At 62.3% G+C, this 13,917-nt stretch carries 9 protein-coding genes and 6 pseudogenes; 5 read left to right on the top strand and 10 right to left on the bottom strand.

Annotated elements, in window-relative coordinates; genetic code table 11:
- Nucleotides 1-12 precede the first annotated feature (12 nt).
- Both ABGN05_RS23830 and ABGN05_RS23825 read left to right on the top strand, forming a co-directional pair.
- On the top strand, nt 13-903 hold the full coding sequence (locus tag ABGN05_RS23830) for a metallophosphoesterase family protein (protein ID WP_367956539.1): 891 nt from the start codon (nt 13-15) through the stop codon (nt 901-903).
- A 2-nt stretch (nt 904-905) separates the two neighbouring features.
- A complete protein-coding gene (locus ABGN05_RS23825; RefSeq protein ID WP_367956538.1) occupies nt 906-1,973 on the top strand; it encodes an ABC transporter ATP-binding protein in 1,068 nt (355 codons plus the stop codon).
- 216 nt (nt 1,974-2,189) lie between these two features.
- On the opposite strand, the gene ABGN05_RS23820 is transcribed toward ABGN05_RS23825, so the two are convergent.
- A complete protein-coding gene (locus tag ABGN05_RS23820; protein WP_367956537.1) occupies nt 2,190-2,639 on the bottom strand; it encodes a MarR family winged helix-turn-helix transcriptional regulator in 450 nt (149 codons plus the stop codon).
- Between the two features lie 395 nt (nt 2,640-3,034).
- Between ABGN05_RS23820 and ABGN05_RS23815 the strand changes: the two genes are divergently transcribed.
- The gene (locus ABGN05_RS23815) at nt 3,035-3,244 is read left to right on the top strand and encodes a hypothetical protein (protein ID WP_367956536.1); all 210 of its coding nucleotides are present in this window, start codon (nt 3,035-3,037) and stop codon (nt 3,242-3,244) included.
- 785 nt (nt 3,245-4,029) lie between these two features.
- On the opposite strand, the pseudogene ABGN05_RS23810 reads toward ABGN05_RS23815, so the two are convergent.
- Nucleotides 4,030-5,586 (bottom strand): annotated as a pseudogene (locus ABGN05_RS23810) (ISL3 family transposase).
- A 168-nt stretch (nt 5,587-5,754) separates the two neighbouring features.
- Here ABGN05_RS23810 and istA point away from each other — a divergent pair.
- Nucleotides 5,755-7,131 (top strand): annotated as a pseudogene (istA, locus tag ABGN05_RS23805) (IS21 family transposase); the annotation flags it as partial.
- On the opposite strand, the pseudogene ABGN05_RS23800 reads toward istA, so the two are convergent.
- The 7 genes and pseudogenes from ABGN05_RS23800 to ABGN05_RS23770 form a co-directional block, all read right to left on the bottom strand.
- Nucleotides 7,130-8,088: pseudogene (locus tag ABGN05_RS23800) on the bottom strand (transposase). The pseudogenes istA and ABGN05_RS23800 overlap by 2 nt on opposite strands.
- Nucleotides 8,089-8,147: 59 nt before the next feature.
- Nucleotides 8,148-9,008 (bottom strand): annotated as a pseudogene (locus ABGN05_RS23795) (proton-conducting transporter transmembrane domain-containing protein); the annotation flags it as partial.
- A gap of 109 nt (nt 9,009-9,117) precedes the next feature.
- On the bottom strand, nt 9,118-9,984 hold the full coding sequence (locus ABGN05_RS23790; protein WP_367956535.1) for a TniQ family protein: 867 nt from the start codon (nt 9,982-9,984) through the stop codon (nt 9,118-9,120).
- On the bottom strand, nt 9,981-10,862 hold the full coding sequence (locus tag ABGN05_RS23785) for a TniB family NTP-binding protein (protein WP_277367624.1): 882 nt from the start codon (nt 10,860-10,862) through the stop codon (nt 9,981-9,983). The genes ABGN05_RS23790 and ABGN05_RS23785 overlap by 4 nt, the downstream gene beginning before the upstream one ends.
- Before the next feature lie 12 nt (nt 10,863-10,874).
- On the bottom strand, nt 10,875-12,488 hold the full coding sequence (locus ABGN05_RS23780) for a TnsB C-terminal domain-containing protein (RefSeq protein ID WP_367956534.1): 1,614 nt from the start codon (nt 12,486-12,488) through the stop codon (nt 10,875-10,877).
- A gap of 157 nt (nt 12,489-12,645) precedes the next feature.
- A pseudogene (locus ABGN05_RS23775) lies at nt 12,646-13,242 on the bottom strand (proton-conducting transporter transmembrane domain-containing protein); the annotation flags it as partial.
- Nucleotides 13,242-13,556: a helix-turn-helix domain-containing protein gene (locus ABGN05_RS23770; RefSeq protein ID WP_367956740.1), complete on the bottom strand. Its 315-nt coding sequence runs from the start codon at nt 13,554-13,556 to the stop codon at nt 13,242-13,244. The pseudogene ABGN05_RS23775 and the gene ABGN05_RS23770, both read right to left, overlap by 1 nt.
- On the opposite strand from ABGN05_RS23770, the gene ABGN05_RS30210 reads away from it, so the two are divergent.
- Entirely contained in the window at nt 13,526-13,729 is a 204-nt protein-coding gene (locus tag ABGN05_RS30210; protein WP_373695979.1) for a transposase family protein, read from the top strand. The genes ABGN05_RS23770 and ABGN05_RS30210 overlap by 31 nt on opposite strands.
- Here the strand turns inward: ABGN05_RS30210 and ABGN05_RS23760 are convergent.
- Nucleotides 13,661-13,912, bottom strand: a pseudogene (locus ABGN05_RS23760) (integrase); the annotation flags it as partial. The gene ABGN05_RS30210 and the pseudogene ABGN05_RS23760 sit on opposite strands and share 69 nt — an antisense overlap.
- Nucleotides 13,913-13,917: the final 5 nt, after the last annotated feature.

Here is a 13,917-nt window from a genome sequence, read left to right as displayed (position 1 = left end):
AAGCTCAATCCCATGTCGTTGCGCATTGCTCTCGTATCCGACCTGCATCTGACCCGCCGCCCGTCGCTATTCCAGTACAATTGGGAAATCGTCGTCGACATGATCCGGGAATGGTCGCCGGATCTCGTGGTCTGCGCCGGCGATATCGCGGTCGACGGACCGCGCAATCCCGATGATCTAATCTATGGCAAGGAGCAGCTCGGCAGGCTCGGCGTCGACGTGCTTTCCATTCCCGGCAACCACGATGTCGGCGATGCGTTCCTCGGCCACGATCCGGTCGAGGAAGCGACGATGGAGCGCTACCGTTTGGTCTTCGGTCCGGACCATTGGGTGGTCGAGCGGGGCGGCTGGATTTTGGTCGGCTTGAATGCGCAATTGATCGGCACCGGCCTTGGCGGTGAGGCGGAACAGATGGCGGCGCTGGAAAGGGTGATCGCCAATGCCGCCGGCAAGCCGGTCGCCGTGTTCGGTCACAAGACGCTGCATCTTGGCGATCCCGAAGCTGAGATCCCGACTGGGTGGACGCTGCCGCGGCCTCAGGGAGACCTGCTGCGGAAAATGATGCAGGACGGCGGCGTGCGTTTTTATGCTTCGGGCCATTTCCATCGCTACCGCGAGATAGACGACAATGGTCTTCGGCTCCTGTGGGCGCCGTCGCCGGCGTTCGTGACCAACCATCCGTCATTTGCCGCCAGGGGCGGCCTGTCGAAAGCAGGCTTCGTGTGCCTGGAGCTCGATCCGGACGGGACATTCACGAGCCGGTTCGCCGAGGACAATGCGATGATCCAGTTCGACATCCAGAATGCCATCACGGATGGCAGCAAATCGAGGAAGCGCTGGAGCGAGAAGCTGTCGATCAATGTCGTGCGCAGGGACCAGCCGGTCGCGGCAGAGGCAGAATAGGCATGGCCTCCCTCGCGATCCGCAATGTCGAGAAATCCTTCGGGTCGGTGCCGGTGCTTCACGGTGTGTCGCTCGATATCGCCGATGGCGCCTTCGTCAGCCTTGTGGGGCCATCGGGCTGTGGGAAATCCACCCTTCTGCGCATGGTCGCGGGGCTGGACGAGATCAGTTCCGGGGAGATTCTCGTCGGCGAGCGCGTCGTCAACAGTATTTCGCCGAAGGACCGCGACGTCGCCATGGTGTTCCAGAACTATGCGCTCTATCCGCACATGACAGTGGCGGAGAATATGAGCTTTTCGCTGAAGCTGCGACGAGCGCCGAAATCCGCAATCGAGCAGCGGGTAAAGAGTGCCGCAGAGATACTCGGCCTGCACGAACTGCTCACACGCTATCCGCGTCAGCTATCGGGCGGGCAGCGCCAGCGCGTCGCCATGGGACGCGCCATCGTGCGTGATCCGCAGGTGTTCCTGTTCGACGAGCCGCTCAGTAATCTCGACGCCAAGCTTCGCGTGCAGATGCGCAGCGAGATCAAGGAACTGCATCGACGCCTTGGCACCACGACGGTCTACGTCACGCATGACCAGATCGAGGCAATGACCATGTCCGACACGATCGTCGTCATGAACAAGGGCCGAATCGAGCAGATCGGATCGCCGCTTCATCTCTACGATAAGCCGCACAATCTCTTCGTCGCCGGATTTATCGGCTCACCGGCCATGAACATGCTCAAGGGCGGGATTGTTATCGACAGGTGTCCATTCTTCGTGACGGATGACGGCGTCCGCCTGCCGATCGAAAGGGCTCCTACGGCCTCGGACGGCAGGCAGGTGACGTTAGGAATCCGGCCCGAACATCTGGAGATATCCGACGAGGGTATCGAGACGACGGTCGCCCTCGTGGAACCTACCGGCTCTTCGACGCAGATCACGGCGAAGCTCGCGACGCAGGAAGTCGTTGGCATTTTCCGAGAGCGCTTGCAGGTTGCGCCTGGCGAGATGTTACGGATGAAGCCCTCGCCCGCGCATATCCATCTCTTCGATCGGGAAACCGGCAAGCGTGTTGACTGCTGAATTATGGACTACTCCGATCGCCAGCATTCTTGGCGGCGGGCCGTGGCGTTGCGCACCCATGGCTTCGGTCCGATTTCTGGCGCCGTTGGTAGCCGTGCGCCCGGCTTGGATTGAGTGGGTAGGTGCAGCATTCCGGGCGGATCGGCTGACTACAGGATATGGGAGCCTCGCCATCGTAGCTAAGCTGTGTTGGATTCAGGCAAACACACGCCTATTTCAGCCGGCGCCGTCCATCAGCCGCGTCTTCACGCGCGTCAGCAGGTCGACCAGTATTTTCTCCTCGCTTTCGGTGAGGTCGGCCAGGACCGATTCATACATTTCGCGGCTCTCGCGTCGCACCTGCTGGAAGGTGGAAGCGATCTCGTCGGTTAGGAAGAGCCGCAGGATCCGGCGATCTTGCGGATCGGCCCGGCGTTCGATCCAACGGCTTTCGAGCATGCGCTCTATCATGGGGCTCAGCGCGGTCTTGCGCATATCGAGTATGGCTGCCAGTCCTGTCTGCGTCAGGCCGGGCTGGCGAACCAGATAGGCTGCTATGCGCCATTGCGCCTGTGTCAGGTTGACCCGCCGCGCGCGACTATCGATTCGAGCCCTCAAGATGCGAGCTATGTCCTGCACCAGGAACCCGAAGTCCCGATGAAGGGCGTAGTTCGGATCGCTCTGCATTTCGTCGTTGAGCTCCCTCAAGCTGGGCCGGGCGGGCGCGCCTTCCAACTGGTCGCCGAACGGAACAAGCTCAAGCGAATCGTCTTCGACTGCTGACGCACTGTCCAGACTCGACATTTCGCAGGCACCGTTCGCGATTGCTTTTGGTCATCAGATGCTTTTCGACCATCCTGAGTCAAGGGAACATCGGGCAAGAGTGCGGATCCGTTCAGCCCGCTCAAGCCTTCATTCGTTCCTCCCAACCAGCTGAACAGCCAATTCGCGTTAGCCCATCGACCCGCTCGCCGACTGTTGCAGAATGTCTTGTCAGGCCAATGACCATGACTCAATTGGAAGAAGCGGCGCCAAGCCCATTCCCAAGGGGCGTCGGAGCTGTTGGCAGTCCTGGCGTGCGGATGAAGAAGACGCGCGCCGGCTATGTCTTCGAGGACAGGCCCGAGCAGATCGAGCGCATGAAGATGCGCGGCGACAATCGAGCCAGATTGTTGTCGCTCCCGTCTCATCTTGATCGTCGCGCTGATGTGGCCACGGAGCCGTACAGCGTCTCCTCACACCCGGTATCTGGTTGCGCCGCTTCGAACGCAACCATCAACGCCGGTCGCTGAACCGCCGTCTGGGGCGGGAGATTGGGTTGTCTGTCAACTGGAACTCCAGGCCATGGCAAAGGAGCGCCTACGGTGCAGTAATTCCTCCCGCTCATGACTGCCGGCGGCTCGGTCATCCTGAACACCGCCACCTCGAGTACACAGAGGCGTCCTTTCGCGAGCGTCTATCTGCTGCGTGCGTCGCCCTGCGGACAGCAGACGGCGAAGCCTCCACGGCCGCGAAAATCTCGCGACGGCGGCTCGACTCCCGGGCCGGCCCGCCACTTTTGGGAAGTCATCAGTGCCGGTGTCTGGCCCGGACTGTGCCCTCTGTCTCCTGACCGCATTAATGCCATCGCCCTCTTTCGGCCGGCGGGCCTCCCGATCGTCGCGTCGATGACGATGATCCCTCTGAAGAATAGTCTCTCTTGAAAGCGCGACGGTCTGCGCCGCCTGCATCGTGTTTCCAGCCTTGGCCATAGCCTGCTGCCATTCCCGGTGCCGCACCTCACGCGGGAAGGATGTCGTCAAACGCTGATCCCGAGGTGCAAACGTCACAGCGGCAAGACAGAACGCAAAGTCGGCACGACGGCATCCCGCCAGCTGGTTTGTCAGGCGAAATGAGAAACTGACATGGTTTTCTGGCCGATTTTTAGTATCGAGCATTTGCTCAGCACGCCGGTTCGATTCCAGCCGGCTCTCTCCGCTCCCACTTGGTGAACCATGGCCGCGAAACCGGACCCCAAAGGAAAAAGCCCGCTGCTGTGTTTCGGCGTGCAAATTTGGCTCTGACGCAGTCTCGATGATCAAGCGGCGCCGATCAGCCTTGCTTGCAGGAGATCGAGCTTCCCGCGACCGTACATCTGGCGCTTCATCAGCTTGAGCCTCGTGATCTGCCCTTCCGTCTGGCCGTTTGACCACGGCTCCGTGATAGCGGCATGGACCGCGACGCGGTCGTGCAGGATGCCGCTGGCGAAAGACGCGGCCAGGCTCTTGCTGGCCTCCGTGATCCAAGCGTCCAAGTCGCTCGCGGACCTCGTCCGGATCATCGCCTGGAACCTGTTCACGAGACTTCGGGCCTCGACCAGCATAGGCACGCCCGCTTCAATGGCGGCTATGGTCACCGTGTCGGATTTGCTGAGGTGATCGCGGGCCGTCGTCATCAAATGCGCGATGGTCCGGGCCGACGGCACCTTCCGAAGATGCTGGTCGGATGCGCCCTCGGCGCGCCGGCGGCGGGTCGCCCACTCGCCGACCACACGCAGCGAGCCGCGAAAGCCCTTGGCCTTCAGGTGTCGCCAGAGTTCGGCACCGTTGCGGCAACCCGCGTTCCACATTTCGTCGAGCACCGGCAGGTGCGCTTCGAGGGAACTCTGCCGGATGCGGAAGACATCCGTTCTCTCGCCGCGGATCACCTGGCGGACCAGTTTGCGGCTTTGGCCGGTGCGGCGCACGATCTCCTTGATGGGAACGCCGTCGTTGGCGAGCCTCGCGATGATGACATTCATCTCCTCGCGTCGCAGGTAGCCTTCGTACTGCAGCTTCTCGGCGCAGGTCAGCAGGTCGGGATTGATCGTGGCCGCCCCGAGCGCGGCTCGGATCGAGCGCATCGACTTGCGCACCGCGTCCAGGAAGGCGGAACTTGCATTCTCCATCAGATGCTAGCGGTCGGCGACCTGCACCGCATCGGGCAGCGCCTTCGTCACCGCCTCGCCATAGCCGCCGCCACGGTCGCGCGACACAACTGCAATATGGGGATGCTCGGCCAGCCAGGCATGGACGGTCGCGATCTCGCGGTCGGGCAGGAGAGCGACGATCCGGCGCCGCTCCAGATCGCACACGATGCTGCCGTAGCGATGATTTCGGCGCCACGCCCAGTCGTCGATGCCGATGACGTTCAGCGGCGCCTCAGGCAGCTTCGACCGTCTGCGGACGACGCGCAGGAGCGTATCATTGCTGACCGGCACCATCAGTCGTTTGGCAAAGCCGGCGGCCGGTCTGCCACCCAGCGCCAGCCCGAGATGATGAACGAGACATTCGAGACGCGAGGTCCGCCGGGAACGCTCGGCCACCACCTTGTCCTCAAACCGCTCCGCGAAGATGCGTCGCCGACAGGACGTCGCCTCGCAGACGAAACGGCGGGCCGTAAGCCGAAGTCGGACTTTCCTGCCGGCACACGGCAGATCGGCGATCGTCCTGACGTATCGGCTGTGGACGCGGCCGGAGGAGCGACCGCAGAGCGGGCACGGCCGACGCTCGGCAGCCGACCGTGCAGAAACGACCATCATCCCATCGTCCTCGGCGGCACTCTCGACAACCAATCCGGCCGGGATCAGGGACGACAAACGCAAGATGTTCGCCATGGCGCTGATTCCCTTCGTGAAACAGCGCCAGTCGGGCACGCAAAATCATCAGATGTGAGTCAGAGCCCAAATTTGACCCCCTAAATCGGGGTGATCGGCGTCCAATATTGACCCCCAATGATTGGTTTGAGCAGACTGCCCGTCCCGGAGTGAGGATGGGAGGCGGGGATGAAGTGCGTGGATACGATTGCGCGGATCCGGCGCGAGTTTTTCGTGGCCGACAAGACGATCAAGCAGATCGTTCGCGAGCTGCATGTGTCGCGCAATACGGTGCGCAAGGTGGTGCGGACGGGCGCCACGGTGTTCGAGTATGAGCGCGAGCACCAGCCGCGGCCGCGGATCGGCCCCTGGAAGATCGAGCTGGATCGGCTGCTGGCGTCGAACGAGAACAAGGCGGCGCGGGAACGGCTGACGTTGATCCGGCTGTTCGAGGAGCTCCGTGGCCTGGGCTACGATGGTGGCTATGATGCGGTCCGTCGTTATGCCCGCACCTGGCGCAAGGCCGATGCCGCGTCATCGGCAGCAGCGTTCGTGCCGCTGAGCTTTGCCCCGGGCGAGACCTACCAGTTCGACTGGAACCACGATGTGGTGCTGATCAACGGCACTACGGTGACGGTCAAGGTTGCCCATGTTCGGCTCTGCCACAGCCGGATGCTGTTCGTGCGGGCCTATCCTCGCGAGACCCAGGAGATGGTGTTCGACGCCCACGACCGGGCCTTCGCCTTCTTCAAGGGCACCTGCATGCGCGGCATCTACGACAACATGAAGACGGCAGTCGATACCATCCTGGTGGGCAAGGTGCGGACCTACAACCGCCGGTTCCTGCAGATGTGCGGGCATTATCTGATCAACCCCGTCGCCTGCACGCCGGCCTCGGGTTGGGAGAAGGGTCAGGTCGAGAACCAGGTCGGGCTGGTGCGGGAGCGCTTCTTCACCCCCCGCCTGCGGGTGACCAGCTATGAGGAGCTCAATGCCCTGCTGCTGGACAAGGCGGTTGCCTATGCCCGGGCGCATCGCCATCCCGAGTTCCGCGACCAGACCATCTGGGAGGCCTTCGAGGCCGAGCGCGGCAGTCTGGTGCCTTATGCCGGCCGGTTCGACGGCTTCCATGCGGTGACGGCCTCGGTCTCCAAGACCTGCCTGGTCCGCTTCGACAACAACAAGTACTCGGTGATGGCTAGTGCCGTGGGGCGCCCGGTCGAGATCCGGGCCTATGCCGATCGGATCGAGCTGCGACAGGACGGCAGGGTGGTCGGAGAGCATCCGCGCAACTTCGGCCGCGACCAGACCGTGTACGCCCCTTGGCACTACGTGCCGGTGCTGGCCCGCAAGCCCGGTGCACTGCGCAATGGGGCTCCCTTCAAGGACTGGGTGCTACCCGCCGGCATCGCCCGCGTCAGGCGCAAGCTTGCCGGGGTCGAAGACGGCGACCGGCAGATGGTGAGCATCCTTGGCGCCGTGCTGCATGATGGACTGCCCGCCGTTGAAGCAGCCTGCAGCCAGGCGGGGACTGTCAGGAATTCTGTGCCTGAGGCCGGTTTCGTCACTGGCTGACGAACCTTTCGCCGAAGAGGACGGCGAACTGGGTCCCTCGAACCACTCTCTAGGCGGTCGCTTCCACTCCTCGGCCACGTGGTTCAGGACCAAATATAGCAGTTTCATGGCGGCATCGTCATTGGGAAAGTGCCCGCGCGTTCGAACTGCGCGGCGCAGTTTTGAGTTCAGCGCTTCAATTTGGTTCGTGGTGTAGATGATCCGGCGCACGCTTTCGGGGAAAGCAAAGAAGGGCACGACGTGATCCCAATTGCGCCGCCAGCACTGCGTGATCGCCGGATATTTCTGGCCCCAGTAGCCGGCTTCGAATTCCTCCAGAGCCTTCATACCTGCTTCGGCGTCCTTGGCACGATAGATCGCACGCAGCGCCGGCACGACGAGTTTGCGGTCCTTCCAGGAGACGAACTCTAGGGAATGGCGGATCAGGTGCACGATGCAGGTCTGTACGACGGTCTGGGGAAAGACGGCGCTGATCGAGACTGCGTCGAGCGGCCCGTTCTGCCACTCGGCCACTTCCTCCAGGACGGCGTCGGTGACGGCCGAAATCAGGTCCGGCGACACGTCGATGCCGTAGAGCTCCTCCAGATGGCCGCGGGTCTCGCGCACCGTCATGCCGCGCGCGTACATGGAGATGATCTTGTCGTCGAAATCGGGAAAGCGCCGCTGGTATTTGGCGATCAGCTTCGGATCGAAGGTCCCGGCCCGGTCGCGCGGGATCGAAAGCGTCATCTTCGACGTACCCGTCAGAACCGATTTCTTCGAATGGCCGTTGCGGCGATTGGCAGCGCCGCCGGCGCGTTCGTCCTCGAGATGCTGGTCGAGTTCGGCGTCCAGAATGCGCTCCGAAAGCGCCTTCTTCAGGTCGTCGAGCAGCCCGTCCTTGGCGAACACCTCGTTGGGATCACGCCCCGCAAGCAGCTGGTCCAGAAGTTCCTTGTCGATAGCCATGTGATGATTCTCTCCTTTCCATCATCATGGCCTCAGGCACAGAATTCCGGACAGTCCCCGGGTGACAGGCTGTCTATGATGAAACCGGGCAAAATGCCCGTGAGGAGACACAGAACGGCGAGGCTGGCAATCGCCGCCAAAGAGTAGCGATCCACCTCACGCGCGCTGTTCACGACTTCTGTCTGCGGGCGGCCGAGAAAGGTTATTCCGAACGCCTTGACAAAACAGGCCGCGGCCAGTGCCGCCGACAGCGCCAAAAGCCCCCCAATACCCGGCACCATCACCTTCAGCCCCCATTGCGGCAGATCGGGGCTTTGCAATATGGCCTGGAAAGCCAGCCACTCGGAGACGAAGCCGTTGAAGGGTGGCAGCGCGGAAATCGCAACGCAGCCGGCGAGGAAGACAAAGCTGGTGACGGGCATGCGGTGGATCAGTCCACCGAGTTTTTCCATGTCCCGTTCGCCGGTAGCCGTGAGGACGGCGCCGGCGCCAAAAAACAGCAGGCTCTTGAAAAAGGAGTGGTTGAGAACGTGAAAGAGCGCCGCGGCCCACCCCATCCCGTTCGCCTTGAAGGCAAGCGCGAGCCCGAGGCTGACAAAGACGACGCCGATGTTCTCGATCGTGCTGTAGGCAAGGAGGCGCTTTAGATCCTTTTCCATCAATGCATGGAGGATGCCCAAGACGGCCGTCAGGCCTCCGAGGAAGAGCACGACAACGCTCGACCACCAAGTAGGCTCGCCGAGCAGGTCGAACATGACACGTATGAAGCCGTAGACGGCGACCTTCGTCATCACGCCACTCATCAGGGCGGAGACATGGCTCGGCGCCGCCGGATGTGCGAGGGGCAGCCAGACGTGCAAAGGGACGGGGCCCGCTTTCGAGCCCGCCCCGAGCAGCATGAGGATCAGGACAACCGTTGCGATCAAGGGCGCGGCCTCGGTCGACCTGTCGCTTGGCACTTAAACGCAAGAATGCGGCGGTTTTGTCCGGATTGGGCACCTAATCGTGAGAATCCTCGCAGCCAGATTCTCAAATTAACTGCATTTGCCCAGAAGCTCGCAACTTGCCGGCCCGAGCGATCATGTTCTCGGCGGCGTCGGTGAATCGGACCTTGTTGTCACCCATCATGTGACCACGCAGCATCCGGAGCATTTCCGGACCGGCACGCTCGACGATGGCAACGCCTGCAAGCAGAGCCGGCCGCAAGTGAAGCGGCAGGATGGGCTTTGCAGGGGTCGGCAGGTTCACCTGTTCTGCGGCAACGACATGGTCGAGATCGGGAACGATTGCACCGAGCACCCTGTAGCGCCAAAGCTCATGCTCGCGCGGAAGGGGCCAGATCACTCGCCGCATCAGGAGAAGCCGGGCGATTTCGGCTGGCGATGTCCACGTTCGGATGCCACGTTCGGCTTCATCGTCGAGCAGCTTTTCGCCGCGCAGTGCCGCAACGCGATATTGCGGGAAGGGGGAGGGGAGTTCGCGCCGGTTTTCAGCTCGAAGCAGGTCACCGCACAGCGGACATGTGATGCGCCATCCCAGCAGTTGGCTTCGCAGGACCGGCGACGGTCCCGGGCCACCAGGGCTGCAGCTCGTGCAGAACTGCGCTGGTCTCGCGGCGAGGAGCCGATGCGACGACTTCGGCACATCGATGAAGGTCATTCGACGCAAGACGGCCGGTTCGATGGCGAACATGCTGGCGAGGCGGATTTCCTGATCACTGCTCAGATGGAGATCGGCTGATCGCAATGAGGAAACCTCCGGTAGGAAGTGCCGAAGCATGACGAGGGGTGGAACCACGTAAAAGGCAGCGTGCCGGCTAATCCAGGACGACAACAACTCGTCGGTATAGGGCGGCAACCACACCGGCAACTGCCGGGGCGGCGTGTTCTCCGTCATGCGAATGCCGCCTCGGCATCGAATTCCGGCTCCCAGTTCTCGATCGCTGCGTCGGTGATGTGCTCGCGGCCGCTTTCGACGGCCTCGATGGCGAGGCTATTGATCATGTGGAAGATGTTGGCGGTGATCCCCTCGGTGATCTGTAGGATCCGGCGTAAGGATTTCGGCGTGAGCACCGAGGGCCGACGCAGCGGTGTGTTGCGCAGGATCGACACCACCAACGTCTCGAACTGCTCGTTCGCAGCCCATCTGCTCAGTGTGAGTTGGTCGAATCGCCGCGCAAGCTGAACGTCGCCGCTGATCGCCTCGCGCGCATCGTTGACGCCGAAGCAGACCAGCGAGATCTGCAGACGATTGCTGAGGAAGCGAAGAGTGTTCAGAACAATGCGCTGCTCGCGATAGGATCCAGCGAGAATGTTGTGCACCTCGTCGATGACCAGCACCTGCACGCCGATGGCCTCCATGATACGCAGCGCAGCCTGTTCCATCTGGGCGATGTCGGCGCGCGGCCGCTGCGGCGCGCCGAGAAGGGTGAGCAGCTCGGCGTAGAAGCGCCGTTCACCGGGGCGGCTGGTCATTTCCATAGCAAGGACCGGCGTCTTCAGGGTGCCCGTCGCCGGATTGAAGCTCGGCGGGTGTTCGTCCCGGAACCGCTTCATGATCATAGTCTTCCCCATGCCGCTGTCGCCATAGATCGCGACCGAGGGCATGCGCGTGCCTCGCGGATGGTCGAGGAGCGCGCTCAGCCGGTCGAGCGCCTGTTTGGCGCGAGGGTAAAGCACCCAGCGGCGCGATCGTATCGCGCGAATGCGCCGCTCGTCGGTTTCGGCAAGCAGCGCGGCGGCGCCGGTGGTCAGGTGGGAGATTTCATCGCTCATGTTCACTCCAGCTCAATCTGTATCCTCAACAAAGGGTACAGGTTTGCTGGAGTCGACGCCGCGGAGCGAGCCCAATCCCCGATCATCCACCTTCGATTTCGAAGGTGCCTTCCCGCGTCGCGCAGCCGCCGTCTTATTGGTTGCCACCTCGACCAATTCTCGCTGTGCGACGGCGGTGCGGACGATGGCGCGCGTGTCCACTTCACGGCGGCCTTTGGCCAGCAAGCTGCGTCGGGCGGTCACCGCCTCGTGCAGGGTGATCGAAGGCAACGTCACGTCGGCATAGCGGGCTTCCACGAAGTTTCCTGAAGGCCGCCGGACGAAGATGCGCGCCATGTCACGCGGATCGTATTTGACAAGCAAGCGCCGTTCAGAACGCCCGACGTCGGCGCTGAGCGCCGCGGACCAATAACGCAGGCCAAACAGGTGAATACCGGTCGGCCGCAAGGTGCGCTCCTGCTCCGGCAGGAACGCCAGCCAGAAGCGCATTCGATCTTGTGGCAACCGAAGCGGGATTTCGCCCTCGTGCTCCCGCCATATCGCGATCGGCGGTCGACCCAGACTGCCGTGGATCGATTGATGGTAGGCGCCGACGATGTCGAGAGCGATGTAGCGCTCGAGCTCCCTCAGAGTCAGGGCCGCATGGCGCTTGGAGTTGTAGTCGCCCAACTCCTGTTCGTTGCTGAACGTTGTTCCGGGCAGGAGATGCAGCCTCCCCATCTGCGTGCCGATCAGGCGCTCGATATGACCGCCGAAACGCGGCTCACCCGGTGGCCGCCACTCGATCGCGATGCCGGCGTCCTGGCATCCTCGCTTGAAGGCCCGGCTGCGGAAGTCAGGGCCATTGTCGACGTGCACCGTGTCCGGCAGGCCGGCGACGGGCCAAGGCTCCGTTATCTCGCGTTCCCGCAGCCATGCCGATTTGTCGAACACGGAGTGTAGCAGGCACAGGCTGGTCGACAGGCGGGACGGCGCCTCCATCGTGAGATAGAAGCCGGTCACCATCCGGCTGCAGACATCCATCGCTAGCGTCAGCCATGGTCGTCCGATCGGCTGCCGCGTCTCTTCGTCAACGACGAAGATGTCGGCCTTGGTATGGTCGATCTGCACCACTGCCAGGGGACGAGAGGCCTCAAACGATCCGGGAACGGCCGTTGTCGCCTTGAAGATCTTCTGTTCGCCGCGGCGCTTGGCTCGTTTCTGGAGGTCGATGTCCTTGAGGCGGGTCACTATCGTTCGGCGATGCGGCGGCTTCAGTCCAACCGAGATGCAGTTTGTCTGCACGTCCCGCACCAACTGCGAGATCGTCGGTCGGGTCCGCTTCAGGTAGAACCTTTTGATAGTCTTGCTAACGATCTCCTCCCGCTTCTCGTCCAGCGTACGATGACCCTCAGGCCGTCCGCGCTTACGATCGACAAGAGACAGAACGGTCCCGCCGGCGCGGAACAGCTTGATCAGCCGGTAGGCCGTCGCCTGGCTGACATTCATCTCGGCAGCGAGCCCGGAAACGTCTGCCGCGGTCGCACCGTCAGGATTGCGCTTCAGGAATTCACGGATCGCATCCGCCCGCCGGCAAGCTTCATCCCAAAGCGCTTCGTCAATCTCGTCAGGAAATGGATCGTTCATGGCAGGCTCGCGAGGAAACATCGCGAACCTCATTCTCACATTAAGTGACAAAAACCAATGCGCATTATCGAATTAACTGCCCATTCGCAAATTAAGTGCCAGCGTAAGCATCTGAAATCATTGAGGCATGATTCTCATAATTAAGTGCCAAGCGACACGACCGCATCGCATCGAAGGTATAATTCCCCACTGGGCCTGACATCAGACCGAAGGCGAGCAGCAGTGCGAGCGTTCCGGAGCTCGCCATGACTAGGTAGATGTATCCCGCTCGAGCACTGTCCTGCTCGCGATGATGCGCCATGACGAGCGCCCAGGAGGCAAGCGACCTGAATTCCCAGGGAAGCAGGAACGCGAAGGCGTCATCCGCCAGCACAACAAGATTCATGCCGGCGAGAAAAGCTGCGAAGAACGGCAACACGCGGTGCGGCGCAGGCTCGTGACGACCGTAGCCAAGTCCATAGAGGCTGGCTACGGCACCCCCGAAATTCACGACGATAAGGAAAAACGTCGAGAGCGCGTCCAACCGGAAGTGGGCCCCGATCCAGGGTAGCCCAAGCGGCAAGACGGTAGCGGACACTTGGGGCGGATTGGCCATCAGGCGGCCCGCGACAAGCACGAATATGGCAGATGAAATGCCGAGCGTTATGGCATAGACCAGACGAGTTGCCGAGCCACGCCGACTGACGGCAATGCTCAGCACAGACGCTCCCAAAAGCGCGGCGACGCCCCAAAGTACGATCGCAAGATCCGAAATCACGCGACGTTCCTCACTCCAAACCTTGCCTCTGTACTTTCACCCCCAGAAATCCTGGCAGGGTTGAAGTCCGCCTTCAAACGCACGCCGCGCCCGCCGGCCTGGCTCGGAGCGCCTCCAGCGATCAATTCGATCCCTGCAGCTTCGAGGGCGCCGATCAGCTTCATCAGGGAATCGACGTTGCCCCGGATCATCGCCTCGCTGGCTTCCATCCGCTGGATCGTTGGCACCGAAAGCCCGGATAGTTCGGCGAGCTTTCGCTGATCAATGCCGAGGAGAAGAGGTGGTTGTCGCCGCCGCTCGCTCTGGCATATCGGCGCGCGCCTGTCCGCTTTGCCGCAGGAAGTCGGACCGCGTCCACAGTCGCTATGTCCGGCGGGTTGCGGATCTGCCCTGCAGCGGACGGAAGGTCGAGCTTCGCCTTTGTGCTCTTGCGCGTTCTTGGCCGTGCGCTGGCGCGAACCGCCAGTTTGAGCGCGCTCCGTAGGCCTGGCGCGTTGAATCTTCCGCGTAGTCCGCGCCATCTGGTCAGCGTCGACCAGCTCGACAACCGCCGGCGAACGGTGGACGGCGCATGCGGGCGATTTGCGCGCAGCAGTCCGTCTGCTCGGAGTACCGCGGCCACCTTATCGGGCATGCCGTGCGAAGAATCGGTCTCCCGATTTGCCGGAGGCC

The organism is Aquibium pacificum (assembly GCF_040839445.1).
GTDB lineage: Bacteria > Pseudomonadota > Alphaproteobacteria > Rhizobiales > Rhizobiaceae > Aquibium > Aquibium pacificus.
This window is presented reverse-complemented; position numbering and strand designations above follow the sequence as displayed.

Excerpts from the sequence above, each read along its gene's own strand:
- ABGN05_RS23830 (WP_367956539.1), top strand. The coding sequence starts at position 13 with ATGTCGTTGCGCATTGCTCTCGTATCCGACCTGCATCTGACCCGCCGC.
- ABGN05_RS23825 (WP_367956538.1), top strand. The coding sequence starts at position 906 with ATGGCCTCCCTCGCGATCCGCAATGTCGAGAAATCCTTCGGGTCGGTG.
- ABGN05_RS23820 (WP_367956537.1), bottom strand. The coding sequence starts at position 2,639 with ATGCAGAGCGATCCGAACTACGCCCTTCATCGGGACTTCGGGTTCCTG.
- ABGN05_RS23815 (WP_367956536.1), top strand. The coding sequence starts at position 3,035 with ATGAAGAAGACGCGCGCCGGCTATGTCTTCGAGGACAGGCCCGAGCAG.
- ABGN05_RS23790 (WP_367956535.1), bottom strand. The coding sequence starts at position 9,984 with ATGACGGAGAACACGCCGCCCCGGCAGTTGCCGGTGTGGTTGCCGCCC.
- ABGN05_RS23785 (WP_277367624.1), bottom strand. The coding sequence starts at position 10,862 with ATGAGCGATGAAATCTCCCACCTGACCACCGGCGCCGCCGCGCTGCTT.
- ABGN05_RS23780 (WP_367956534.1), bottom strand. The coding sequence starts at position 12,488 with ATGAACGATCCATTTCCTGACGAGATTGACGAAGCGCTTTGGGATGAA.